The following is a 22659-nucleotide window of genomic DNA, read 5'->3' as shown; positions in this document are numbered from 1 at the left end:
AGCCGCTGACTGCCGGCCGGGACGCCCCGTCAGCCGAAGAAGCGGACCAGCGTCTCCGGGGACACCGCCTCGGCGCGGGCCGGCTCGGAGCCCGAGTCGGGGCCCGACTCCGGGTCCGCGCTGCCGTGCGGCCTGCCGTCCGGCCTCGGCACCGGCTGCGGCGCCTCCGGCGGATCGTCGTCCTCCGCGGTGTTGACGCAGGCGAACATCCAGTTGGCGGCCGCCAGATGGTCCACGGTCGCCGCCAGCAGGTGGTCGGTCACCGACCAGTCGGCGGCCTCACCGAACAGCTCCCGGTTGACGGAGCTGTCCCGCGGCAGGTGCTTGAGCAGGACCTGCAGGCGCCGCGAGGAGAGCTCCCCGCGGTGCCAGTCCAGCAGGTCCTTGCCGTAGTAGCGGAGCAGGTCCGCTTCGAGGGCCTCGGCGTGTTCGTCGACGAACTCGACGAGGCTCAGCCTTCCCCCAGGCCGAGCCCGGTCTCCTTGCCGTAGGCCTCCAGGAGCGCCGCGATGTCCTGCATCGTGATGTCGTGCTCTTCGAAGCGGGCGAACTGCTGCTCACCCAGGAGGAGCCGCAGCAGACCGTCCACGTCGTTGTCGTCGAGCTTGCGCAGGCCCTTGGCGGTGGCGCGGGAGAGTTCGGTGGGGAGCGTGTACGTCTCGCCGTCCAGCTCGAAGGACCAGGCGCGCCCGAGGGCCTCCTGGCGCTGGGCGCGAGCCGCGTTGACGTCGAAGCCTGCCATGGTGATGGGTTCTCCTCTGGATGAAGGTGAAGCGGAAGAGGGGGTGGGGGCGGGCCGGCCCGGAGGCCGCCCCGCCCCCGTCAGGGGCCGGATCAGCCGGCGGCGTACGCGCCGTCCTTCATGACGAAGCTCGCCAGCGGCTTGTCGTCGCCCGCGGCCAGCGCGGTGAAGGTGACACCGAGCGTGGAGGCCGCCTTGCGGGCCAGCTTGATGTCGTCGGAGGCGGTGACCTGGCCGCGCGGGATGTAGAAGCGGTAGGTCACGACCGAGCCGTCACTGGCCTTGGTGTCGGTGAACTCCAGGCCGAGGGCGCGGGCGTCCGACTTCGGCGAGTCCGCGATGTCGTAGCGGTAGATGCCGTTGGACGGGGTGGCCTCGTCGGCCACCGCGCCGCCGCCCATGAAGAACGGCAGCGTCAGCTCGTTGAACTGGAGCAGCGAGAACTTCAGGCTCAGGTCCCGGTCGGAGTACGTGAAGTGGACCGGGCTGACGGCCTGCCACGAGTCGACGGGCTCCAGCTTGTCCTTCTTGGAGAAGGTGACGCCGTCGGAGGTGGTGTAGCCGAGGTCCTTCCAGTTGGCGCCCCAGTCGGTGTCCGGCTTGCCGGTGAAGGCGGTCGGAAGGGCCGTACCGGCGGCGGCGACGAAGAGGCGACCGCTGCCGGCCACGCGGATCTCGGACGAGTTTCCTGCCATGGTGATGCTTCTCCTTATATAGGGGTCTGCCGTTCCGGACCGCGGAGGTGGCCGGGTCCGGGTACGGCAAAGGCCCCGCCGGACGGCAGGGCCTTGGTCTGTGGGTGCGTCAGAAGACGCTGAGGGACACCTTGATCACGCAGACGTAGCGGTTCGCGCCGCGGTACAGGTAGTCCGGCAGCCAGCGCGGCCCGTCCTGCTCCTCGACGTCGGTGAAGGTGTTGGAACCGATCGTCTTGCCGAGCGTGGCGAGCAGGGCCCGCCGCGCGGCGTTGGCCAGGGTGTGGGCGGCGGCCTTGGTCGGGCCGTACACCTCCAGCTCGATGAGCGGTTCGTCGACGTGCAGGTCGCCGGTCCAGGCGCCGCCGCGGCGGTTGACCAGGACGGCCCGCTGCGTGCCGTCGAACCCGGCGGGCGGGCCGACGGCGACGGCGGCCGAGGACAGGGCGGAATCGGCCTTGAGGACGTCGACGACCAGGGCCTCGACGTCGGGGAAGGCACTCGGGGGAGTGGTCACGACGGATCACCTCAGCTGGTGGGTGGCGGGGATGCCGGGCGGTGCCCGAAGGGGGACGGGGGACGGGCACCGCCCGGCGGGGGGAGCGGCCGGCCGGCGCCCGTCCTGCGGGCGCAGCTCTGCCGCTGCACCAACTGTGACACGTTGCGCGCGCGCACGCAACAAGTTCGTGTGGCCTCTTTGAGGAGGCGCCCCTGCGGGCGGCCGCCGGGCCCGTGGCACCCGGGCTCCGGGCCCCCGAGCCCCCGAGCCCCGAAACGCCGGATGCCCGGCCCTCCGTAAGAGGAGCCGGGCATCCGGGGTGTGCGGGGGAGGAAGTGGGGGCGGGGAGGCCGGTCAGGCGGCCGGGCCCCCGGACCGCGGGACCGGCGGACGGCGGCTGGCGGCGCGCTCGGCCGCGAACACGTCCTCCAGCCGGAACAGCTGGGCGCGGCCGGCCTTGGCCACCGCCGTCAGCCGGCCGAGCTGGACCCACTTGCGGATGGTGGCGGGGGCGACCCCGGCCTCCTGGGCGGCCACCGGGCCGGGAATGAGGGCGGGGAGCGGAGTGGTCACTGGTGCGGGCCTTCCATCGCGGAGTCGAGTTCGTCGGTACGGCAGCCCGCCTCGGCGGCCAGCGCGGCCCACTCGCCCTCGGGCCACAGGTGCCGGTAGGCGGGATCGTCGTGGCAGCCGCAGTCCTCGGCGGTGCAGCGGCAGGCCGGGTTCACGCACAGCACGGCCCGCCGGTCGGGGAAGGCGCGCAGCGACACCGAGTCGCACCACGGGCAGCGCCCGGAGACCCGCACCACCTGCTCGGTGTCGCCGAGCACGCGGGCGCAGCGGCGGGCCATCCGGCGCAGCTCGTCGCGCACGTGCCGCGCGAGCACCGGATGGGCCTCGATCCCGTCCAGCAGTCCGGCGAGCCGGCGCAGCCGCTCCGGGACCGGGGCGCGGCGGGGGCGGGGGATGCCGATCCGGGCGCACACCGCCTCCTCCAGCTCGACCACGCCGTCGGTGACGTCCCGGATGGTGTCGGAGACGTGCAGCCGGATCGGGGCAGCGCCGTGGCCGGGGGCGGTCAGGCCGTGCTCCTGCTGGAGGAGCAGGGCCTCGCGCCGCTCCACGCGGACGAGCTCGTCGTCGCGCGGGCCGCGCGGGGCGGGCACGTGCGCGGAGAAGGCCGCGGCGCGCCCGGGCGCCAGCTCTTCGCAGAGCTCGGGGAAGGTGCGGATCAGCGAGGCGATCCACAGCGCGGTGTCGCTGGTGGGGCGGTCAGGCACGGGAGCTCCCGGAGGGCGAGGTGTGGGCGGCGGGGCGGCCGTTGCGCCACAGCCGGCCGGCGCACACTCCGTCGAACCAGCTCTCGGCCGGAGCGACGGCTTGTTCGCACTGGCGCCGGACCGGGCAGACGGCGCAGGCGCGCAGGGCCGGCGCCGCGTCCTTGGCGCGGCGGGCGAAGACGACGCCGGGCGGGAGGTCGGCGCACGCGGCGGAGGCCTGCCAGGGCCAGGGGGCGGCGGTGGGCGCGGGGGCGGGCGGGGCTGGGGACAGGGCAAGGGGCATGGTGACTCCGCGGGGGTGGGACGGCCGTGGCTCACGGCCGTCCCACTGTGACACGTTGCGTGCGAGCGCGCAATCAAGAGGCCATTGCCTCCCCTTGACCTAAGTTGTGCTTTATTTATGGAGGTCGTAATTCCGTGCGCGCAAGCACGCTAAAGTGTGCTGTCATGGTGCGGATTGCGAACGGCGGACTGAGGAGCGGCACATGAGCACTCTCGAACTGGACGCGTTCGCGGCCTGGGTGGAAACCCTCATGCGGCAGCGCGGGTACGACATCGACAGCCCGCGAGGCGGCGGCAAGTCGAGGATCGCGGACGAGGCCGGGGTGCACCGCGCCGCCGTCACCCGGCTGCTCCAGCGCCAGAGCATGCCCGACCTGGAGACCATGCGCCGGATCGCCCCGCTGCTCGGCGTCTCCGTGCGCGACATGCTGATCCGCTCCGGCCGGGTCGCCCCCGAAGAGCTCCCGCTGGCCGCGCAGGACCTGCCGCCGGGCGGCCGTACGCCCACCATCGAGGACTTCGCCCGGTGGCTGGGTGTCCCCGAGGGGCGCCGCGAGGTCTTCGTCAAGGTCGTCAGCCAGTTCCTGGAGCCCGACGCGGCCCCGGGCGAGGTTCCCGCCGAGGCGCCGACCGCCGCGGAGCCGCGCCGCCGGGCGCAGGACTGACCGATCCGGCCTTCTCGCGGCCGGGCGGCACCGGCCTCGGTCGGGTACCACCACTTGCGCCCGGTGTGTTTTCGTGCTGGGCATTTGTTTTGACCTACCTCTGTGAGGTAGGTACGCTCTGACCTTGTGCCTGGGGTGTGCCTAGGCTCCCGTGCGTGTCCATCAACCGCATGTGAGCCGAGTCGGCCACCGCGATCCATGCGTTTCCGTGCTTGCGCGGAGGTCCGCCGGATCCGACACACCCGACCGCGTGGGTCGGCAAATGTTCCAGGTTAGCTTCACTACACGGCACACAGAAACCGGAGAAGTAGTGCCTACGATCCAGCAGCTGGTCCGTAAGGGCCGGCAGGACAAGGTCGAGAAGACAAAGACCCCCGCGCTTGAGGCTTCGCCCCAGCGTCGCGGCGTCTGCACGCGTGTGTTCACGACCACCCCGAAGAAGCCGAACTCGGCGCTGCGTAAGGTCGCGCGTGTGCGTCTGACCTCTGGCATCGAGGTCACCGCTTACATTCCGGGTGAGGGACACAACCTGCAGGAGCACTCGATCGTGCTCGTGCGTGGTGGCCGTGTGAAGGACCTGCCGGGTGTTCGTTACAAGATCATCCGCGGTGCGCTTGACACCCAGGCTGTCAAGAACCGCAAGCAGGCCCGCAGCCGCTACGGCGCCAAGAAGGAGAAGTAAGAATGCCTCGTAAGGGCCCCGCCCCGAAGCGCCCGGTCATCATCGACCCGGTCTACGCATCTCCTCTGGTGACCTCGCTCATCAACAAGATCCTCCTGAACGGCAAGCGCTCCACCGCCGAGCGCATCGTTTACGGCGCCATGGAAGGCCTCCGCGAGAAGACCGGCAACGACCCGGTCATCACGCTGAAGCGCGCGCTCGAGAACGTCAAGCCGTCCCTCGAGGTCAAGTCCCGCCGTGTCGGTGGCGCGACCTACCAGGTCCCCGTCGAGGTCAAGCCGGGTCGCCAGTCGACCCTGGCCCTCCGCTGGCTCGTGGGTTACTCCCGCGCCCGTCGTGAGAAGACCATGACCGAGCGCCTCATGAACGAGCTGCTCGACGCCTCCAACGGTCTTGGCGCTGCCGTCAAGAAGCGCGAGGACACGCACAAGATGGCCGAGTCCAACAAGGCCTTCGCGCACTACCGCTGGTAGTCCCAACCCACATCGAGACCGAGAGAAGACTGAGCCGATATGGCTACCACTTCGCTTGACCTGGCCAAGGTGCGCAACATCGGCATCATGGCCCACATCGACGCGGGCAAGACGACCACCACCGAGCGCATCCTGTTCTACACCGGTGTGTCTTACAAGATCGGTGAAGTCCACGACGGCGCTGCCACGATGGACTGGATGGAGCAGGAGCAGGAGCGCGGCATCACGATCACGTCCGCCGCGACGACCTGCCACTGGCCGCTCGAGGACGTCGACCACACCATCAACATCATCGACACCCCGGGTCACGTTGACTTCACGGTCGAGGTGGAGCGTTCGCTCCGCGTCCTCGACGGTGCCGTCACCGTGTTCGACGGTGTCGCCGGTGTGGAGCCGCAGTCCGAGACCGTTTGGCGTCAGGCGGACCGCTACGGCGTGCCGCGCATCTGCTTCGTCAACAAGCTCGACCGTACGGGTGCCGAGTTCCACCGCTGCGTCGACATGATCAAGGACCGCCTCGGTGCGGTTCCGATCGTCATGCAGCTCCCCATCGGTGCCGAGATGGACTTCCAGGGCGTTGTCGACCTGGTCACCATGAAGGCGTTCGTCTGGTCCGCCGAGGCGACCAAGGGCGAGATGTACGACATCGTCGACATCCCGGCCACGCACACCGAGGCTGCTGAAGAGTGGCGCGGCAAGCTGGTCGAGACCGTCGCCGAGAACGACGACGAGATCATGGAGCTCTTCCTGAACGGCGACGAGCCGTCCGTGGAGCAGCTGCACGCCGCCGTCCGTCGCATCATCCTCGGCTCCGGCAAGGGCAAGGGCGAGCCCACGATCACCGCGGTGTTCTGTGGCACGGCGTTCAAGAACAAGGGCGTTCAGCCCCTGCTCGACGCCGTCGTCCGCTACCTGCCGTCGCCGCTGGACATCGAGGCCATCGAGGGCCACGACGTCCGCGACGCCGAGGTCGTCGTGAAGCGCAAGCCGTCCGACGAGGAGCCCCTCGCCGCGCTCGCGTTCAAGATCATGAGCGACCCGCACCTCGGCAAGCTCACCTTCGTCCGGGTTTACTCGGGCCGCCTGGAGGCCGGCACTGCGGTGCTGAACTCCGTCAAGGGCAAGAAGGAGCGCATCGGCAAGATCTACCGCATGCACGCCAACAAGCGTGAAGAGATCGCCGCGGTGGGCGCCGGTGACATCGTCGCCGTCATGGGCCTGAAGCAGACCACCACCGGTGAGACGCTGTGTGACGACAAGGCACCCGTGATCCTGGAGTCCATGGACTTCCCGGCTCCGGTCATCCAGGTCGCCATCGAGCCCAAGTCCAAGGGTGACCAGGAGAAGCTGGGTGTCGCCATCCAGCGTCTCGCGGAGGAGGACCCCTCCTTCCACGTTCACTCGGACGAGGAGACGGGCCAGACCATCCTCGGCGGTATGGGCGAGCTGCACCTCGAGGTGCTGGTCGACCGTATGAAGCGCGAGTTCAAGGTCGAGGCCAACGTCGGCAAGCCGCAGGTCGCGTACCGCGAGACGATCCGCAAGGGCGTCGAGCGTCACGACTACACCCACAAGAAGCAGACCGGTGGTACCGGTCAGTTCGCCAAGGTGCAGATCGCGATCGAGCCGATCACCGAGACCGACGGTCCGGCGTACGAGTTCGTGAACAAGGTCACCGGTGGCCGCATCCCGAAGGAGTACATCCCTTCGGTCGACGCGGGTGCGCAGGAGGCCATGCAGTTCGGCATCCTGGCGGGCTACGAGATGACTGGCGTCCGCGTCATTCTTCTCGACGGTGGCTACCACGAGGTCGACTCCTCCGAGCTCGCGTTCAAGATCGCCGGTTCGCAGGCCTTCAAGGAGGCCGCGCGCAAGGCTTCTCCCGTGCTGCTCGAGCCGATGATGGCCGTAGAGGTCACCACGCCCGAGGACTACATGGGTGACGTCATCGGCGACATCAACTCCCGCCGTGGCCAGATCCAGGCCATGGAGGAGCGTCACGGCGCTCGCGTCGTGAAGGGCCTCGTGCCCCTCTCGGAGATGTTCGGCTACGTCGGAGACCTCCGCAGCAAGACCTCGGGTCGCGCCAGCTACTCGATGCAGTTCGACTCCTACGCCGAGGTTCCCCGGAACGTCGCTGAGGAGATCATCGCGAAGGCCAAGGGCGAGTAACTCTTCCGAGTTCACGCTTTAGGCTTGCCACCGGAGCCTCTGGGGCAACAGGAGCAAAACTCCCGTTGCCCCGGGGGAGCCGGCTATCCAGCAAAGATCACCTGGCGCCGATCTGTAAGGCGTACAGAACCACTCTCAGGAGGACCCCCGTGGCGAAGGCGAAGTTCGAGCGGACTAAGCCGCACGTCAACATCGGCACCATCGGTCACATTGACCACGGTAAGACGACCCTCACGGCCGCCATTACCAAGGTGCTGCACGACAAGTACCCGGACCTGAACGCGGCCTCGGCCTTCGATCAGATCGACAAGGCTCCTGAGGAGCGCCAGCGCGGTATCACCATCTCCATCGCGCACGTCGAGTACCAGACCGAGGCGCGTCACTACGCCCACGTCGACTGCCCGGGTCACGCGGACTACATCAAGAACATGATCACCGGTGCCGCGCAGATGGACGGCGCGATCCTCGTGGTCGCCGCCACCGACGGCCCGATGCCGCAGACCAAGGAGCACGTGCTCCTGGCCCGCCAGGTCGGCGTTCCGTACATCGTCGTCGCCCTGAACAAGGCCGACATGGTGGACGACGAGGAGATCCTGGAGCTCGTCGAGCTCGAGGTCCGCGAGCTGCTCTCCGAGTACGACTTCCCGGGCGACGACCTGCCGGTCGTCCGCGTCTCCGCGCTGAAGGCGCTCGAGGGCGACAAGGAGTGGGGCGACAAGCTCATCGGCCTCATGGACGCCGTCGACGAGGCCATCCCGACCCCGCCGCGTGACACCGAGATGCCGTTCCTCATGCCCGTCGAGGACGTCTTCACGATCACCGGTCGCGGTACGGTCGTCACCGGCCGTATCGAGCGTGGTGTCCTGAAGGTCAACGAGACCGTCGACATCATCGGTATCAAGGAAGAGAAGACCACCACCACGGTCACCGGTATCGAGATGTTCCGCAAGCTGCTCGACGAGGGCCAGGCCGGTGAGAACGTCGGTCTGCTCCTCCGTGGCATCAAGCGCGAGGACGTCGAGCGCGGCCAGGTCATCATCAAGCCGGGTTCGGTCACGCCGCACACCGAGTTCGAGGCCCAGGCCTACATCCTGTCGAAGGACGAGGGTGGCCGTCACACCCCGTTCTTCAACAACTACCGTCCGCAGTTCTACTTCCGTACCACGGACGTCACGGGTGTCGTCACCCTGCCGGCCGGCACGGAGATGGTCATGCCGGGCGACAACACCGAGATGACGGTCGCGCTGATCCAGCCGGTCGCCATGGAGGAGGGCCTGAAGTTCGCCATCCGTGAGGGTGGTCGTACCGTGGGCGCCGGCCAGGTCACCAAGATCACGAAGTAATTTCGTGCTCTGACCTGGTGGCTCGCTGACGCGAGCACCAAGTTCCACTGAAGGGCCCCGTCCCACCGCTCCGGCGGAGGGACGGGGCCCTTCGGCGTTACCGGGTTCCCCCGGCTGCCCCGGGTACGAGTAAGGGCCGCACCCCGACGGGGTGCGGCCCTTACTCGTACGGCGGCGGAGGCCGGTCAGCTCGTGCGGAGCGACTCGGTGAACTCCTTGCAGACGGCGTAGTCCGGCAGCAGACCGGACGCGATGGCGTCGGCCAGCGACGGGGCGGCCTCGTCGCGGGCGGACAGCAGCGGGACGTCGGCCGGCCACTCGATGCCCAGGTCGGCGTCGAGCGGGTGGACCGAGTGCTCGCCCGTCGGGTTGTACGTCTCCGAGCAGAGGTACGACAGCGTGGCGTCGTCGCTCAGCGCGCAGAAGCCGTGGCCCAGGCCCTCGGGGATGTAGACCGCACGGCGGTCCACGTCGTCCAGGCGGACGCCCTCCCACTGGCCGAAGGTGGGGGAGCCGACCCGCAGGTCGACGATGACGTCGAGCACGGCGCCGCGCACGCAGGTCACGTACTTGGCCTGGCCGCGCGGCACGTCGGCGAAGTGGATGCCGCGGACCACGCCGGTGGAGGAGACCGAGAGGTTCGCCTGCGCCAGGTTCAGCGGGTGGCCGACCACCTCGGCGAGCCGGTCGAAGCGGTACCACTCGGTGAACAGGCCGCGCGGGTCCCCGTGCAGCTGCGGGGTGATCTCGAAGGCGCCCTCTATGGAGAGCTCGCGGAACTTCATCGGGCGTCTTCCTCGTCGAGCAGGGTCAGCAGGTAGTTGCCGTAGCCGCTCTTGGTGAGGGGCTCGGCGAGCGCGCGCAGCTGCGCGGAGTCGATCAGGCCGGCCCGCCAGGCCGCCTCCTCGATGCAGCCGATCTTGAAGCCCTGGCGCTCCTCGATCACGCGGACGAACTCGGAGGCCTGCACCATCGAGACGAAGGTGCCGGTGTCCAGCCACGCGGTACCGCGGTCGAGGATGGTGACGTTGAGCTCGCCGGCCTGGAGGTACGCGTCGTTGACGGCGGTGATCTCCAGCTCGCCGCGGGCGCTCGGCTTCAGGCCGCGGGCGATCTCGACGACCCGGTTGTCGTAGAAGTACAGGCCCGGCACCGCGTAGCGCGACTTGGGCTTGACCGGCTTCTCCTCGATGGAGATGGCCTGGCCGTTCTCGTCGAACTCGACCACGCCGTACGCGGTCGGGTCGGCCACCGGGTAAGCGAAGACCCGGCCACCCTTGGAGTCGGTGTGCTGGGCGAGGCGGGTACCGAGGCCGCTGCCGTGGAAGATGTTGTCGCCGAGGATCAGCGCGACGGACTCGTCACCGATGAAGTCGGCGCCGAGCACGAAGGCCTGGGCGATGCCCTCGGGGCGCTCCTGGACGGCGTACTCCAGGCGCAGGCCGAACTGGGAACCGTCGCCCAGCAGCCGCTCGAACTGGTCGCGGTCTTCCGGGGTGGTGATGACCAGGATCTCGCTGATACCCGCCATCACCAGGGTGGAGAGGGGGTAGTAGATCATCGGCTTGTCGAAGACGGGCAGCAGCTGCTTCGAGACTGCCCGGGTCAGCGGCCAGAGTCGTGATCCGGTGCCACCGGCCAAGAGGATTCCACGCATGGGAAGCACCCTATGCGAGAGGAGAAGGGCGATCCGAGTTCAGGGCCTGTGACGTTCGGCGGGGAGCTAGACTCCTCGCACTATGCGCATCCTCGTGACCGGCGGCGCCGGCTTCATCGGTTCAGAATTCGTGCGCCGGCAGCTCGGTGCAGATGCGACGGCGCAGATCACGGTCTTCGACAAGCTGACCTACTCCGGCGTCGAAGCGAACCTCGCGCCGGTCGCGGACCACCCGGGCTACCGCTTCGTCAAGGGCGACATCTGCGACGCGGAGGCCGTCGACCAGGTCATGGCCGGCCACGACGTCGTCGTGCACTTCGCCGCGGAGTCCCACGTGGACCGCTCGATCGCGGGCGCCGGCCCCTTCGTGATGACCAACGTCGTGGGCACCCAGATCCTCCTGGACGCCGCCCGCAAGCACGGGGTCGGCCGCTTCGTCCACATCTCCACCGACGAGGTCTACGGATCGATCGCCGAGGGCTCCTGGACGGAGGAGTGGCCGCTGGTGCCGAACTCCCCGTACTCCGCCTCGAAGGCCTCCTCCGACCTGCTGGCGCTGGCGTACGCGCGCACCCACGGCATGGACGTGGTGGTCACCCGCTGCTCCAACAACTACGGGCACTACCAGTTCCCGGAGAAGGTCATCCCGCTGTTCGTCTCGAACCTGATGGACGGCAAGAAGGTCCCGCTCTACGGCAACGGCGGCAACGTCCGCGACTGGCTGCACGTCTCCGACCATTGCCGCGGCATCGACCTGGCCATGCGCAAGGGCCGCGCCGGCGAGGTCTACAACATCGGCGGCGGCACCGAGCTCACCAACAAGGAGCTCACCGGCGTCCTGCTGGAGGCCGCGGGCCTGGGCTGGGAGATGGTCGAGCAGGTCGAGGACCGCAAGGGACACGACCTCCGCTACTCCATCGACATCAGCAAGATCGGCACCGAGCTCGGCTACGCCCCGCAGGTCACCTTCGAGGACGGCATCAAGGCCACCATCGACTGGTACCGCGAGAACCGCGCCTGGTGGGAGCCGCTCAAGGCCAAGGCAGCGCTGCAGAAGTGACCGCGGACGCCGTGGCCGCCCGGTGGCTCGTCACCGGCGCCGCCGGGATGCTCGGCCAGGACGTCCTGGCCGTCCTGAAGGACGCGGGCATCGAGACCGTGGGCCTCGGCCGCGCCGACCTCGACCTCACCGACCCGGCCGCGGTCCGGGCCGCCGTCGAGGGCATGGACATCGTCGTCAACTGCGCCGCCTGGACCGACGTGGACGGCGCGGAGACGGCAGAGGAGGCCGCCACCGCCGTCAACGGCACCGGCGTACGCGTCCTCGCCGGGGCCTGCGCCGCCGCCGGCGCGCGCCTGCTGCACCTGTCCACCGACTACGTGCTGCCCGGGGACGCCTCCGAGCCGTACCGCGAGGACGCCGAGACCGGCCCGGTCAACGCCTACGGGCGCAGCAAGCTGGTCGGCGAGCGGGCCGTGGCCGAACTGCTGCCGCGGGACGGCTACGTGGTGCGCACCGCCTGGCTGTACGGAGAGCACGGCACGAACTTCGTCGCCACCATGCTCAAGCTGGCCGCCCAGCGGGACACCCTGGAAGTCGTCGACGACCAGATCGGCCAGCCCACCTGGTCCTACGCCCTCGCCGGCCGGCTCGTCGAGCTCGGCCGGGCCGCACTGGCCGGCCGCGCCCCCGCGGGGATCTACCACGGCACCGCGAGCGGCCGGACCACCTGGTTCGGGCTGGCCCGCGAGGCCTACCGGCTGAGCGGCCTGGACCCCGAGCGGATCCGGCCGACGACCTCGGAGGCTTTCGTCCGCCCCGCGGTCCGCCCGGCCTACAGTGTCCTTGGTCACGACCGCTGGTCGGCGGCCGGGATGGAGCCGCTGTCCGACTGGCGGGTCCAGCTCGCCGAGGCGATCAACCGCCCGGCCTTCGCTGACCTGCTCAGACTCCCCTCGAAGGGTTGAGCGGGCAGGGCTGATCGCCTTCACGCGAACGTTGTCGGAGGGTTCCGAGATGAAACCTTCCGGGCCCCGTTGGCGTCATCAGCCGTGCCATATGCTTCCTCCATAAAAGACGCTGGCCCCTTCGCGCGAAAGGCGCCGTCCGCTGTGCAACTCTCCGTCCTGACTTCCATCACCGGTCTGCTGGTGCTGGGGTACATCCTCGAGCTGCTGCGCCGCCAGCAACTGCGGGAGAAGTACGCGGCGATATGGCTCGCGATCGGTCTGCTGGTCGCCCCGCTCGGCTTCGTGCCCGATCTGCTGGACCCGGTCGCCAGAAGCCTCGGCGTGGCATCCGGCGTGAGCCTGGTGCTGTTCGTCGGCTTCGTGCTGGTCCTGCTGGTCAGCCTGCACCTCAGCTGGGAGACCAGCCGGCTGGAGGCGGAGACCCGCACCCTCGCGGAGGACGTCGCGCTGATCCGCGCGCACCTCGTCCAGCAGGGCGGATACCCCAGCACTTCGCCGCGCACGGAGGACTCCGGCGCCATCGAGGCACAGGTGAAATCGTGAACGACGGTCGTCGCGTTCTGATCATTCTTCCGGCGTGGAACGAGGAAGAGGGCCTGCCCTCCGTCCTGCGCGAGATCCAGAAGCAACTGCCCTACGTCGACACCCTCGTCGTCGATGACGGCTCGTCCGACGACACCGCCGAGGTGGCCCGCGCGGCCGGATCGGCCGTCGCCCAGCTGCCGTTCAACCTCGGCGTCGGCGGCGCGATGCGCCTCGGCTACCGCTACGCGCAGCAGCACGGCTACGACGTGGCGATCCAGGTGGACGCCGACGGCCAGCACGACCCGTCCTACGTGCCGGCGCTGCTCGAACGGCTCGCCGTCGGCGACGCCGACCTGGTGATAGGCGCCCGCTTCGCCGGCGACGGCGACTACCAGGTGCGCGGCCCGCGCAAGTGGGCGATGACGCTGCTGTCCGTAGTGCTGTCGCGCATCACCCGGACCAAGCTCACCGACACCACCTCGGGCTTCCGCGCCTGCAACCGGCCGCTCATCGAGTTCTTCGCCCGCTGGTACCCGGTGGAGTACCTCGGCGACACCATCGAGTCCATGGTGGGCGCCGCCCGCTCCGGCTTCACCGTCCGCCAGATCCCCGTGGCCATGCGGGAACGGACCACCGGCCGTCCGAGCGCCTCGCCGCTCAAGGCGATGGTCTACCTCACCCGGGCCGGCCTGGTGCTGCTCCTCGCGATGATCCGCCGGATGCCCCAGGAGCTCAAGATGTTCACGCCCGGCTCCCCGGCGTACACCGCCTTCCAGCAGCGCAACGCCGAGCTGGTCGGCCGTGAGCTGACCAAGGCCTAGGCGGAGAGCATGCCGCGTTTCGAGATCCTGTTGCCGTACTACGGCGACGTCGCGCTGATGCAGGACGCGGTCCGCAGCATCCTCGCCCAGGACGGCGACGACTGGCGGCTCACCGTGGTCGACGACGGCCGCGAGCCGGGAGTCCCCGAGTGGTTCGAGCAGCTGGCCGACCCCCGGGTCCGCTACCTGCGCAACGAGCGCAACCTCGGGGTCACCGGCAACTTCAACCGCTGCGTCGAGCTCGCCGAGTACGAGTACCTGGTGCTCATGGGCTGCGACGACCTCATGCACCCGAACTACCTCCAGGTGGTGCGGGCCACGGCCGACCGCGAGCCGGCCGCCGCGATGATCCAGCCCGGCGTCCAGGTGATCGGCACCGACGGCCTGCCGTTCGACACCCTCGTCGACCGGACCAAGCGCAGGCTGTACGCGCCCAGGGGCCAGGGCCGGGCCCTGCTCGGCGGCGAGGAGCTGGCCGCGGGGCTGCTGCGCGGCAACTGGCTGTACTTCCCGTCGATCTGCTGGCGCACCGAGCCGGTCAAGCGCATCGGCTTCCGCGCCGACCTGGGCGTGATCCAGGACCTCGCCCTGGTCGTGGACCTGCTGGTGGCGGGGGAGACCCTGGCCACCACGCCGGAGGTCTGCTTCAGCTACCGCCGGCACGCCGAGAGCGTGTCCTCGGCCAAGAGCTACACCGGCCACCGCTTCGCGGAGGCCAAGCGCTTCTTCCTGGAGACCGCAGACCGACTGGACCGGCACGGCTGGCCGCGCGCCGCGAAGGTCTCCCGACTGCACCTCTCCTCCCGGCTGCACGCGCTGACCCTGCTGCCCGGCGCGGCCAAGTACGGCGGCCGGCCCGGCGTCGGCGCCATGCTCCGCCACGCCACGCGCTGAGCGTGCCGCTTCGCTCCCGTACCGCCGCACCGGTACCCCATGGACACCTCGAGGAAGCCTGACCTCATGACCCGATTGGCCCCCATGCCCCCCGTCGACCCGGAGACGGAGGGGACCGCCGGGACTCCGGCGGACAGCCGTACCCCGGCAGCGTGGTGGCACGCCCGGTGGGTGGTGCCCTTGGCGCTGGCCGTCGGCTACGTGCTCAACGTGCTGTTCCGGCTGTCGCTGGTCACCAAGCAGGACTACCCGACGGTCAGCCCTGACGAGTCGATGTACCTGGTGATGGCCAGGATCCTGGCGGGTCGGCCGACCACCGAGATCCCCAACGAACAGGTCATCCCGGCCGGCTATTCGCTGTTCATCTCGCCCGCCATGCGGATCACCCAGGACCCGGTGTTCGCGTACCACCTGGTCATGGGCATCAACGCCCTGCTCAGCTGCCTGGTGCTGCCGCTGGCCTACTGGGCGCTGCGCCGGCTGGACGTCTCCCGGCCGGTCGCCTTCGTCGTCGGCTGCGCCACGGTGCTGCTGCCGCCGGTGGTCTTCTACTCGCAGTTCGCGATGGCCGACACCCCGCTGCCGGCCCTGGTGCTGGCCTGGCTGATCGGCCTGCACGGCCTGCTCTCCGAGGGCAGCCGGCGCCGCCGGATCCTCTTCGGCCTGCTGGGCTCCTTCGCGGCCGGCTACTGCCTGCTCACCCATGACCGCGGCGGCGTGATCATCGCGCTCACCGGGCTGGTGCTGCTGGTCACGCTCGTCTTCAAGTGGGCACCGCGGATCGCCTCCGCGCTGGGGCTCGCCGTGCTGGCCGTCATGTTCTTCGCCAAGCAGCTGATGACCTCCTGGCTGATGGCCCGGATAGACGGCGCCAAGCCGAGCGAGGTCGGCAACGTCGTCTTCGAGACCCTGGAGAACACCCGCCTGATGCGGCGCACGATCATGCGCACGATCGGGCACATCTGGTACTTCCTGACCAGCACCTGGGGCATGGGCGCGCTGGCCCTGGTGGTCTGCGTGTGCGCCGTGTTCAGCGCGCGCTTCACCCGGGCCAACCGCGTGGTGGCCTTCGTGATGGTCGCGCTGCTGGGCGGCATCGCCCTCGCGGCGGCCGCCGGCCTGCCCAACGACCACCGGATCGACACCATCACCTACGCCCGCTACCTGTCCCCGCTGGTCGCGGTGTACGTGGTGGTCGCGGCGGCCGTGCTGTACCACATCCGCGGCTGGAAGAAGATCACCGCGCTCGCCGCCGCCACCGTGGGCGTGACGCTGGCGTTCACGGCGGTGCTGCTCCACATGGCCCAGCACCAGTGGAGCAAGTCCCACTTCATCGTGTGGGGCCTGCCCGACTCGACCTTCCTCTCCAGCCTGGGGACGGGGGACTGGCAACGCTTCCACGCGCTGCGCACCACCGCGGTCGCCCTGATCGTGCTCGCCGTCCTGCTGGCCCTGCGCCTGCTCGGCGGCAGCCGCCGGATCGCGCTGGCCACCGGCGCCGTCGGGGTGGGGCTGGCGGTCTTCGCCGGCACGGCGACCGTTGCCATCACCGACAACATCACCGTGCCCAACACCAGCTGGCGCTACCGCGACGGCACGGGATTCCTCGACAAGGCCGGCCTGCGGCCCGGCGACCGGCTGGTGATGGACCGGGCCTTCCGCTGGGAGACCCGGGTGACCCTGGGCTACGAGCTGCTCGACGGCCGCACCTGGACCCGTGCCCTGATCGAGGACGAGACGCCGCCGGACGAGGCCAACGTCGCCGTGTTCGCCCTCTTCGACGACGCGGCCCCGCCCACCGACAGCTGGCGCAGGGCCCCGGCCGGCTGGCACGTCGACCGGCACGTCCCCGAGGACGACTACGTGATCTGGCGCCGCAACTAATCGCATAGCAGACATCACAGTCATTTCAGTCAGCGGCCTGGCTGGTGTTCGTCGCACGTGAAAGGCTCCGCACCGCAAGGTGCGGGGCCTTTCGGCATGGGGGCGTCAGGGGTGGGGGACATGGCCGGGAACAGCGGCGACAGCGGTAGAGCGGGACACTCCGACGAGGAGTGGGCCCGCTTCATGGAGCAGGCCGCCGCGGAGGCGGGGGACGCGCCGAAGGAGCCGTCCGCGCGGGCGCGGATGGTGGCCGAGCGGTTGCGGCGGGAACAGGGCCAGGAGCCTCCCGGGTGGCGGACCGGGCCCGCGTGGCAGGAGATGCGGGGCCGCGGCAGGAACCGGCGGCTCAAGGCCGCCCTGGCCGTCCTCCTCGTCGCGGGGCTCGCGCTGGTGGCCGTACGGCCGGAACTGGTGATCGACCGCATCACGGGCAAGGCGGAGGCCCGCCAGGACGCCAAGAACGCCGCTCCGCTGCCCGCAGAATCGATACGCCCGACCGCACCGCCCTCGGCGGCCCACCCGGACCAGCCGACCCTTGCTGAGCCCTTCCGCGGCTCCCCGGCGCTCCAGTGGGCCGACGGCGCGGCCGGCATCGAGCTGCCCGAGGCCACCGCCGTCGGCGGGATGACCAAGGCGCAGGTCGCGGACGCGCTGGAGAAGACGAAGCAGTTCCTGATCGCGGCCAATCTGGACCCCGCGACCCTGCGCGGCGAGCGCCCGGCGGCGGCCCTGGCCCTGCTGGACCCCAAGGACGACAAGACCCCGAAGGACATAGCCACCTCTTTCGAGCGGCCCACCTTCGAACTGGACCCGCTGAGCCTGTTCACCCGGTACGACCCGGCCGACCTGAAGCTCGTGGGCGACGCGGTCAAGGTGCGGGGCCGGATGTGGGTGGAGCCGGGCGAGAGCGCCGGGCGGGCCAACGTGAAGGTGGACTACTCCTTCGTCTACCCGTTCACGAAGGTCAAGGGGGGCTCCCAGGAGGTGTCGCGGACCATCGTGCGCCGCGAGGCCACCTTCTCCGTCGCCGATCCGCGGAAGTGGGACTCGACCCCCGGCGCCCTGTGGCTCGTCACGTACCAGAGGGACATCGCCAACAGTGCGTGCGACCGGTACGACGGCTACGTCCACCCGTCCTTCCGCGATGACGCGCCGAGCGGACCGACGCCCTCCGGGACGCCCGTGGACCCGTACGACCGGAGCAAGACCATCGATCAGGCCGGCCAGGACGGCTGCGGAGTCGTGTCCCGCACCTGACCGGGGGAGACTCCGCCGGGGTGACGCGCGTGGTGCAGTTTGACCACTCACCGTGGCGGGGTATTCTCTTCCGCCCGATTGGCCAGGTACGTGCCTCGTATGGCAGACTACTCAAGTTGCTCGGCTGAGTGCCGATGCTGCGCGCCTCCCGCCGGGAGGACCGGAAGCGAGTCCCACAGTACTCGTCGTCCTTAATCTGCCTTTCGGGGCAGCAATGGGGGCGGACGTACGGGAATCTTCTGGGAAGTGTCAGCACGGTGCCCACCAGGCGCTCGGTGGGTGTTTCTCCCCCGAAACGCGGTCACAGGGACCGCACCCCCTTGGATGAGGGAATTTCCGTATGGGAATTTTCTGTAGAGGGAGTGCGACACGCCCGACCGCGTGGGTCGGAGAGAAGCCGTGGGATCCGTCCCGCAGCCGACCGAGAGCCAGAGCGTTTCCACATACAGACAGGACTACGGAGTAGCCATGGCGGGACAGAAGATCCGCATCCGGCTCAAGGCCTACGACCACGAGGTCATCGATTCCTCGGCGAAGAAGATCGTCGAGACGGTGACGCGCACTGGTGCGTCGGTCGCGGGCCCGGTGCCGCTGCCCACTGAGAAGAACGTGTACTGCGTCATCAAGTCGCCGCACAAGTACAAGGACTCGCGCGAGCACTTCGAGATGCGCACGCACAAGCGCCTGATCGACATCCTCGACCCGACCCCCAAGACCGTTGACTCGCTGATGCGCCTGGACCTTCCGGCCGGCGTTGACATCGAGATCAAGCTCTGAGAGGCGTCGAGAAGATGGCAAAGCAGATCAAGGGCGTCCTGGGCGAGAAGCTCGGCATGACCCAGGTCTGGGACGAGAACAACCGTGTCGTCCCGGTGACCGTGGTCAAGGCCGGACCCTGCGTCGTTACCCAGGTCCGTACGAACGACATCGACGGCTACGAGTCGGTCCAGATCGCCTTCGGCGAGATCGACCCGCGCAAGGTGAACAAGCCCCTCAAGGGCCACTTCGCCAAGGCCGACGTGACCCCCCGCCGCCACCTGGTGGAGCTCCGCACCTCCGACGCCAGCGAGTACACGCTCGGCCAGGAGATCACTGCTGAGGTGTTCGAGTCCGGCGTCAAGGTTGACGTCACGGGCAACAGCAAGGGCAAGGGCTTCGCCGGTGTCATGAAGCGGCACAACTTCCGGGGCCTCGGCGCCGGTCACGGTGTGCAGCGCAAGCACCGCTCCCCCGGTTCGATCGGTGGCTGCGCCACCCCTGGGCGTGTCTTCAAGGGCATGCGCATGGCCGGTCGTATGGGCAACGAGCGCGTCACCACCCAGAACCTGACCATCCACGCGGTTGACGCGGAGAAGGGTCTGCTCCTCATCAAGGGCGCGGTCCCCGGTCCGAACGGCGGCCTCGTCCTGGTCCGTACCGCGGCCAAGGGGGCTTGAGGTAATGAGCACCATTGACATCCTTTCGCCGGCAGGCGACAAGGCCGGTACCGTCGAGCTCCCCGCGGAGATCTTCGACGCGAAGACCAGCGTTCCGCTGATCCACCAGGTCGTTGTCGCCCAGCTGGCAGCTGCCCGTCAGGGCACGCACAAGACCAAGCGTCGTGGCGAAGTCCGTGGTGGTGGCCGCAAGCCGTACCGCCAGAAGGGCACCGGCCGCGCTCGCCAGGGTTCCACCCGCGCTCCGCAGTTCGTCGGCGGTGGCGTCGTCCACGGCCCGCAGCCGCGTGACTACTCCCAGCGGACCCCGAAGAAGATGAAGGTTGCCGCCCTCCGCGGTGCCCTCTCGGACCGTGCGCGTCACTCCCGCATCCACGTCGTCACCGGCGTGGTCGAGGGTGCCGCCTCCACGAAGGCCGCCAAGACGCTGTTCGGCAAGATCTCGGAGCGCAAGAACCTGCTCCTGGTCGTCGACCGCGCCGAAGAGGCCGCGTGGCTGTCCGCCCGCAACCTGCCCCAGGTTCACATCCTGGAGCCGGGCCAGCTGAACACGTACGACGTGATCGTCTCTGACGACGTGGTCTTCACTCAGGCCGCTTTCGAGTCCTTCGTGTCTGGCCCCAAGGCCGATGAGACCGAAGGGAGCGACGCCTGATGTCTGAGGCGACCGTTACCAGCAAGACCTTCACCGACCCGCGCGACCTGCTGATCAAGCCGGTTGTCTCGGAGAAGAGCTACGCGCTGCTGGACGAGAACAAGTACACGTTCATCGTCGCGCCTGGCTCCAACAAGACCCAGATCAAGCAGGCCGTCGAGGCGGTCTTCGGGGTCAAGGTCACCGGGGTCAACACGATCAACCGTCAGGGTAAGCGCAAGCGCACCAAGACCGGTTTCGGCAAGCGCGCTGACACCAAGCGCGCCATCGTGACCCTCGCTGAGGGCGACCGAATCGACATCTTCGGCGGCCAGGCCTCCTAACGGAGGTCTAGTCGTCCGGAATCGGACGAGGACTGAGAAATGGGTATCCGCAAGTACAAGCCGACGACCCCGGGCCGTCGTGGCTCCAGCGTCGCCGACTTTGTCGAGATCACGCGGTCCACGCCGGAGAAGTCGCTGGTCCGCCCCCTGCACAGCAAGGGCGGCCGTAACAACACCGGTCGGATCACGGTTCGACACCAGGGTGGCGGCCACAAGCGCGCCTACCGTGTGATCGACTTCCGTCGTCACGACAAGGACGGCGTGCCGGCCAAGGTCGCGCACATCGAGTACGACCCCAACCGCACTGCGCGCATCGCGCTCCTGCACTACGCGGACGGCGAGAAGCGCTACATCATCGCGCCGAAGGCTCTGAAGCAGGGCGACCGGATTGAGAACGGCCCCACGGCCGACATCAAGCCCGGTAACAACCTGGCGCTCCGCAACATCCCGGTCGGTACCACGATCCACGCGATCGAGCTCCGTCCCGGTGGCGGCGCCAAGTTCGCCCGCTCCGCCGGTGCCTCCGTGCAGCTGCTGGCGAAGGAGGGCACCATGGCCCACCTTCGTATGCCGTCCGGTGAGATCCGTCTCGTCGACGCGCGCTGCCGCGCCACCGTCGGCGAGGTCGGCAACGCCGAGCAGTCGAACATCAACTGGGGCAAGGCCGGCCGCATGCGCTGGAAGGGCGTTCGCCCGTCCGTCCGCGGTGTCGCGATGAACCCGGTTGACCACCCGCACGGTGGTGGTGAGGGCAAGACCAGTGGTGGTCGCCACCCGGTCTCCCCGTGGGGTCAGAAGGAGGGTCGTACTCGCTCGCCGAAGAAGGCTTCGAGCAAGTACATCGTCCGCCGCCGCAAGACGAACAAGAAGCGCTAGGAGCGGGTTTAGATGCCGCGCAGTCTCAAGAAGGGGCCCTTCGTCGACGACCACCTCGTAAAGAAGGTGGACGTCCAGAACGAAGCCGGCACCAAGAACGTCATCAAGACCTGGTCCCGTCGCTCGATGATCATCCCCAGCATGCTGGGTCACACCATCGCGGTGCACAACGGCAAGACCCACGTCCCGGTGTTCGTCACCGAGTCGATGGTCGGCCACAAGCTCGGCGAGTTCTCGCCGACTCGCACCTTCCGCGGCCACGTCAAGGACGACCGGAAGTCGAAGCGCCGCTAAAGGCGGGGTGGTTACGACTATGACTTACACCGAAGGGACAACCATGGAAGCCAGGGCCCAGGCGCGGTACATCCGCGTCACGCCCATGAAGGCCCGCCGAGTGGTGGACCTTATCCGTGGCATGGATGCCACGGAGGCTCAGGCGGTCCTGCGTTTCGCCCCGCAGGCCGCGAGCGTGCCGGTTGGCAAGGTGCTGGACAGCGCCATTGCCAATGCCGCACACAACTACAACCACCCGGACGCCTCCACGCTGGTCATCAGCGAGGCGTTCGTGGACGAGGGCCCGACCCTGAAGCGGTTCCGTCCGCGTGCGCAGGGCCGTGCCTACCGGATCCGCAAGCGGACCAGCCACATCACCGTGGTCGTCAGCAGCAAGGAAGGTTCCCGGTAATGGGCCAGAAGGTAAACCCGCACGGGTTCCGGCTCGGCATCACCACCGACTTCAAGTCGCGTTGGTACGCCGACAAGCTGTACAAGGACTACGTCAAGGAAGACGTCGCCATCCGTCGGATGATGACGTCCGGCATGGAGCGCGCCGGCATCTCGAAGGTTGAGATCGAGCGCACCCGTGACCGCGTGCGTGTGGACATCCACACCGCTCGTCCGGGCATCGTCATCGGCCGCCGTGGCGCCGAGGCCGACCGCATCCGCGGTGACCTCGAGAAGCTCACGGGCAAGCAGGTCCAGCTGAACATCCTCGAGGTCAAGAACCCCGAGCTTGACGCTCAGCTGGTTGCCCAGGCCGTTGCCGAGCAGCTCTCCTCCCGCGTCTCCTTCCGTCGCGCCATGCGTAAGAGCATGCAGGGCACGATGAAGGCCGGCGCCAAGGGCATCAAGATCCAGTGTGGCGGTCGCCTCGGCGGCGCCGAGATGTCCCGCTCCGAGTTCTACCGCGAGGGTCGTGTGCCGCTGCACACGCTGCGCGCGAACGTGGACTACGGCTTCTTCGAGGCCAAGACCACCTTCGGCCGTATCGGTGTGAAGGTCTGGATCTACAAGGGCGACGTCAAGAACATCGCCGAGGTTCGCGCCGAGAACGCTGCGGCCCGTGCGGGTAACCGCCCGGCCCGTGGTGCTCAGGGCGCTGGCGACCGTCCCGCCGGCCGTGGTGGCCGTGGTGGCGAGCGCGGCGGCCGTGGTGGCCGCAAGCCGCAGCAGGCTGCTGGTGTCGAGGCCCCCAAGGCCGACGCTCCCGCCGCCGCTCCGGCCGAGAGCACCGGAACGGAGGCCTGA

At 69.0% G+C, this 22659-nt stretch carries 29 protein-coding genes; 20 read left to right on the top strand and 9 right to left on the bottom strand.

Features of this window, described 5'->3' with window-relative positions; genetic code table 11:
- Window positions 1-29: 29 nt before the first annotated feature.
- The 7 genes from ACFWBN_RS16270 to ACFWBN_RS16240 all read right to left on the bottom strand — a co-directional run bounded on the left by ACFWBN_RS16270 (window position 30) and on the right by ACFWBN_RS16240 (window position 3499).
- Window positions 30-263: a hypothetical protein gene (locus ACFWBN_RS16270; protein WP_385176923.1), complete on the bottom strand. Its 234-nt coding sequence runs from the start codon at window positions 261-263 to the stop codon at window positions 30-32.
- Between the two features lie 188 nt (window positions 264-451).
- Window positions 452-742: a hypothetical protein gene (locus tag ACFWBN_RS16265; RefSeq protein ID WP_385176921.1), complete on the bottom strand. Its 291-nt coding sequence runs from the start codon at window positions 740-742 to the stop codon at window positions 452-454.
- A gap of 92 nt (window positions 743-834) precedes the next feature.
- Window positions 835-1437 (bottom strand): phage tail protein, encoded by a 603-nt coding sequence (locus ACFWBN_RS16260; protein WP_385176918.1) that lies wholly within the window; start codon window positions 1435-1437, stop codon window positions 835-837.
- A gap of 109 nt (window positions 1438-1546) precedes the next feature.
- Window positions 1547-1954: a hypothetical protein gene (locus ACFWBN_RS16255; RefSeq protein WP_385176916.1), complete on the bottom strand. Its 408-nt coding sequence runs from the start codon at window positions 1952-1954 to the stop codon at window positions 1547-1549.
- Window positions 1955-2290: 336 nt separating this feature from the next.
- Window positions 2291-2509: a hypothetical protein gene (locus ACFWBN_RS16250; RefSeq protein ID WP_385176914.1), complete on the bottom strand. Its 219-nt coding sequence runs from the start codon at window positions 2507-2509 to the stop codon at window positions 2291-2293.
- Window positions 2506-3216, bottom strand: a complete 711-nt coding sequence (locus tag ACFWBN_RS16245; RefSeq protein ID WP_385176911.1) for a hypothetical protein — start codon at window positions 3214-3216, stop codon at window positions 2506-2508. Before ACFWBN_RS16245 ends, ACFWBN_RS16250 begins: the two co-directional genes overlap by 4 nt.
- A complete protein-coding gene (locus ACFWBN_RS16240) occupies window positions 3209-3499 on the bottom strand; it encodes a WhiB family transcriptional regulator (RefSeq protein ID WP_385176909.1) in 291 nt (96 codons plus the stop codon). The genes ACFWBN_RS16245 and ACFWBN_RS16240 overlap by 8 nt, the downstream gene beginning before the upstream one ends.
- A gap of 202 nt (window positions 3500-3701) precedes the next feature.
- Here ACFWBN_RS16240 and ACFWBN_RS16235 point away from each other — a divergent pair, with 202 nt between their 5' ends.
- The 5 genes from ACFWBN_RS16235 to tuf all read left to right on the top strand — a co-directional run bounded on the left by ACFWBN_RS16235 (window position 3702) and on the right by tuf (window position 8833).
- Entirely contained in the window at window positions 3702-4163 is a 462-nt protein-coding gene (locus ACFWBN_RS16235) for a helix-turn-helix domain-containing protein (protein WP_385176907.1), read from the top strand.
- Between the two features lie 310 nt (window positions 4164-4473).
- Window positions 4474-4845, top strand: coding sequence for a 30S ribosomal protein S12 (gene rpsL, locus ACFWBN_RS16230; protein ID WP_007265893.1), 372 nt, complete (start codon window positions 4474-4476; stop codon window positions 4843-4845).
- Between the two features lie 2 nt (window positions 4846-4847).
- On the top strand, window positions 4848-5318 hold the full coding sequence (gene rpsG, locus ACFWBN_RS16225; RefSeq protein ID WP_007265894.1) for a 30S ribosomal protein S7: 471 nt from the start codon (window positions 4848-4850) through the stop codon (window positions 5316-5318).
- 39 nt (window positions 5319-5357) lie between these two features.
- Window positions 5358-7490 carry an elongation factor G gene (gene fusA, locus ACFWBN_RS16220; protein ID WP_385176905.1) on the top strand — a complete coding sequence of 711 codons (2133 nt, stop codon included), beginning with the start codon at window positions 5358-5360 and terminating at the stop codon, window positions 7488-7490.
- 149 nt (window positions 7491-7639) lie between these two features.
- On the top strand, window positions 7640-8833 hold the full coding sequence (tuf, locus tag ACFWBN_RS16215) for an elongation factor Tu (protein ID WP_362301459.1): 1194 nt from the start codon (window positions 7640-7642) through the stop codon (window positions 8831-8833).
- Between the two features lie 185 nt (window positions 8834-9018).
- On the opposite strand, the gene rfbC is transcribed toward tuf, so the two are convergent.
- Window positions 9019-9618, bottom strand: coding sequence for a dTDP-4-dehydrorhamnose 3,5-epimerase (rfbC, locus tag ACFWBN_RS16210; protein ID WP_385176902.1), 600 nt, complete (start codon window positions 9616-9618; stop codon window positions 9019-9021).
- On the bottom strand, window positions 9615-10490 hold the full coding sequence (gene rfbA / locus ACFWBN_RS16205) for a glucose-1-phosphate thymidylyltransferase RfbA (protein ID WP_385176900.1): 876 nt from the start codon (window positions 10488-10490) through the stop codon (window positions 9615-9617). Before rfbA ends, rfbC begins: the two co-directional genes overlap by 4 nt.
- A gap of 82 nt (window positions 10491-10572) precedes the next feature.
- On the opposite strand from rfbA, the gene rfbB reads away from it, so the two are divergent.
- The 15 genes from rfbB (at window position 10573) to rpsC (ending at window position 22659) form a co-directional block, all read left to right on the top strand.
- On the top strand, window positions 10573-11550 hold the full coding sequence (rfbB, locus tag ACFWBN_RS16200) for a dTDP-glucose 4,6-dehydratase (RefSeq protein ID WP_385176898.1): 978 nt from the start codon (window positions 10573-10575) through the stop codon (window positions 11548-11550).
- Window positions 11547-12458: a dTDP-4-dehydrorhamnose reductase gene (gene rfbD, locus ACFWBN_RS16195; protein WP_385176896.1), complete on the top strand. Its 912-nt coding sequence runs from the start codon at window positions 11547-11549 to the stop codon at window positions 12456-12458. Before rfbB ends, rfbD begins: the two co-directional genes overlap by 4 nt.
- A 144-nt stretch (window positions 12459-12602) precedes the next feature.
- A complete protein-coding gene (locus ACFWBN_RS16190) occupies window positions 12603-13004 on the top strand; it encodes a DUF2304 family protein (RefSeq protein ID WP_385176894.1) in 402 nt (133 codons plus the stop codon).
- Window positions 13001-13807: a glycosyltransferase family 2 protein gene (locus tag ACFWBN_RS16185; RefSeq protein ID WP_385176892.1), complete on the top strand. Its 807-nt coding sequence runs from the start codon at window positions 13001-13003 to the stop codon at window positions 13805-13807. Before ACFWBN_RS16190 ends, ACFWBN_RS16185 begins: the two co-directional genes overlap by 4 nt.
- Window positions 13808-13816: 9 nt before the next feature.
- Window positions 13817-14701 (top strand): glycosyltransferase family 2 protein, encoded by an 885-nt coding sequence (locus ACFWBN_RS16180; protein ID WP_385176889.1) that lies wholly within the window; start codon window positions 13817-13819, stop codon window positions 14699-14701.
- A 66-nt stretch (window positions 14702-14767) separates the two neighbouring features.
- Entirely contained in the window at window positions 14768-16585 is a 1818-nt protein-coding gene (locus ACFWBN_RS16175; protein ID WP_385176887.1) for an ArnT family glycosyltransferase, read from the top strand.
- A gap of 120 nt (window positions 16586-16705) precedes the next feature.
- Window positions 16706-17842 (top strand): hypothetical protein, encoded by a 1137-nt coding sequence (locus ACFWBN_RS16170; protein ID WP_385176885.1) that lies wholly within the window; start codon window positions 16706-16708, stop codon window positions 17840-17842.
- A 468-nt stretch (window positions 17843-18310) separates the two neighbouring features.
- Entirely contained in the window at window positions 18311-18619 is a 309-nt protein-coding gene (rpsJ, locus tag ACFWBN_RS16165) for a 30S ribosomal protein S10 (RefSeq protein WP_003948644.1), read from the top strand.
- Between the two features lie 14 nt (window positions 18620-18633).
- Entirely contained in the window at window positions 18634-19278 is a 645-nt protein-coding gene (gene rplC, locus ACFWBN_RS16160; RefSeq protein ID WP_007265899.1) for a 50S ribosomal protein L3, read from the top strand.
- Window positions 19279-19282: 4 nt separating this feature from the next.
- Window positions 19283-19933 (top strand): 50S ribosomal protein L4, encoded by a 651-nt coding sequence (gene rplD / locus ACFWBN_RS16155; protein ID WP_385176882.1) that lies wholly within the window; start codon window positions 19283-19285, stop codon window positions 19931-19933.
- The gene (rplW, locus tag ACFWBN_RS16150; RefSeq protein ID WP_030154694.1) at window positions 19933-20256 is read left to right on the top strand and encodes a 50S ribosomal protein L23; all 324 of its coding nucleotides are present in this window, start codon (window positions 19933-19935) and stop codon (window positions 20254-20256) included. Before rplD ends, rplW begins: the two co-directional genes overlap by 1 nt.
- Window positions 20257-20295: 39 nt before the next feature.
- The gene (gene rplB / locus ACFWBN_RS16145; RefSeq protein WP_008739715.1) at window positions 20296-21132 is read left to right on the top strand and encodes a 50S ribosomal protein L2; all 837 of its coding nucleotides are present in this window, start codon (window positions 20296-20298) and stop codon (window positions 21130-21132) included.
- Between the two features lie 12 nt (window positions 21133-21144).
- Complete coding sequence (gene rpsS, locus ACFWBN_RS16140; RefSeq protein WP_008739713.1) at window positions 21145-21426, top strand: 30S ribosomal protein S19; 282 nt, start codon at window positions 21145-21147, stop codon at window positions 21424-21426.
- 43 nt (window positions 21427-21469) lie between these two features.
- Window positions 21470-21817 (top strand): 50S ribosomal protein L22, encoded by a 348-nt coding sequence (gene rplV, locus ACFWBN_RS16135; protein ID WP_037792011.1) that lies wholly within the window; start codon window positions 21470-21472, stop codon window positions 21815-21817.
- Window positions 21817-22659 carry a 30S ribosomal protein S3 gene (gene rpsC, locus ACFWBN_RS16130; protein ID WP_030230639.1) on the top strand — a complete coding sequence of 281 codons (843 nt, stop codon included), beginning with the start codon at window positions 21817-21819 and terminating at the stop codon, window positions 22657-22659. Before rplV ends, rpsC begins: the two co-directional genes overlap by 1 nt.

The organism is Streptomyces sp. NPDC059989 (assembly GCF_042736975.1).
GTDB lineage: Bacteria > Actinomycetota > Actinomycetes > Streptomycetales > Streptomycetaceae > Streptomyces.
The sequence above is the reverse complement of the archived record's forward strand: the minus strand, read 5'-3'. Positions and strand labels throughout refer to the sequence as shown.

Bases quoted from the DNA above. Each gene is read 5' to 3' on its own strand.
- ACFWBN_RS16265 (WP_385176921.1), bottom strand. From the start codon at position 742: ATGGCAGGCTTCGACGTCAACGCGGCTCGCGCCCAGCGCCAGGAGGCC.
- ACFWBN_RS16260 (WP_385176918.1), bottom strand. From the start codon at position 1,437: ATGGCAGGAAACTCGTCCGAGATCCGCGTGGCCGGCAGCGGTCGCCTC.
- ACFWBN_RS16240 (WP_385176909.1), bottom strand. From the start codon at position 3,499: ATGCCCCTTGCCCTGTCCCCAGCCCCGCCCGCCCCCGCGCCCACCGCC.
- ACFWBN_RS16235 (WP_385176907.1), top strand. From the start codon at position 3,702: ATGAGCACTCTCGAACTGGACGCGTTCGCGGCCTGGGTGGAAACCCTC.
- rpsG (WP_007265894.1), top strand. From the start codon at position 4,848: ATGCCTCGTAAGGGCCCCGCCCCGAAGCGCCCGGTCATCATCGACCCG.
- fusA (WP_385176905.1), top strand. From the start codon at position 5,358: ATGGCTACCACTTCGCTTGACCTGGCCAAGGTGCGCAACATCGGCATC.
- rfbC (WP_385176902.1), bottom strand. From the start codon at position 9,618: ATGAAGTTCCGCGAGCTCTCCATAGAGGGCGCCTTCGAGATCACCCCG.
- rfbA (WP_385176900.1), bottom strand. From the start codon at position 10,490: ATGCGTGGAATCCTCTTGGCCGGTGGCACCGGATCACGACTCTGGCCG.
- rfbB (WP_385176898.1), top strand. From the start codon at position 10,573: ATGCGCATCCTCGTGACCGGCGGCGCCGGCTTCATCGGTTCAGAATTC.
- ACFWBN_RS16180 (WP_385176889.1), top strand. From the start codon at position 13,817: ATGCCGCGTTTCGAGATCCTGTTGCCGTACTACGGCGACGTCGCGCTG.
- ACFWBN_RS16175 (WP_385176887.1), top strand. From the start codon at position 14,768: ATGACCCGATTGGCCCCCATGCCCCCCGTCGACCCGGAGACGGAGGGG.
- ACFWBN_RS16170 (WP_385176885.1), top strand. From the start codon at position 16,706: ATGGCCGGGAACAGCGGCGACAGCGGTAGAGCGGGACACTCCGACGAG.
- rpsJ (WP_003948644.1), top strand. From the start codon at position 18,311: ATGGCGGGACAGAAGATCCGCATCCGGCTCAAGGCCTACGACCACGAG.
- rplC (WP_007265899.1), top strand. From the start codon at position 18,634: ATGGCAAAGCAGATCAAGGGCGTCCTGGGCGAGAAGCTCGGCATGACC.
- rplD (WP_385176882.1), top strand. From the start codon at position 19,283: ATGAGCACCATTGACATCCTTTCGCCGGCAGGCGACAAGGCCGGTACC.
- rplW (WP_030154694.1), top strand. From the start codon at position 19,933: ATGTCTGAGGCGACCGTTACCAGCAAGACCTTCACCGACCCGCGCGAC.
- rplB (WP_008739715.1), top strand. From the start codon at position 20,296: ATGGGTATCCGCAAGTACAAGCCGACGACCCCGGGCCGTCGTGGCTCC.
- rpsS (WP_008739713.1), top strand. From the start codon at position 21,145: ATGCCGCGCAGTCTCAAGAAGGGGCCCTTCGTCGACGACCACCTCGTA.
- rplV (WP_037792011.1), top strand. From the start codon at position 21,470: ATGGAAGCCAGGGCCCAGGCGCGGTACATCCGCGTCACGCCCATGAAG.
- rpsC (WP_030230639.1), top strand. From the start codon at position 21,817: ATGGGCCAGAAGGTAAACCCGCACGGGTTCCGGCTCGGCATCACCACC.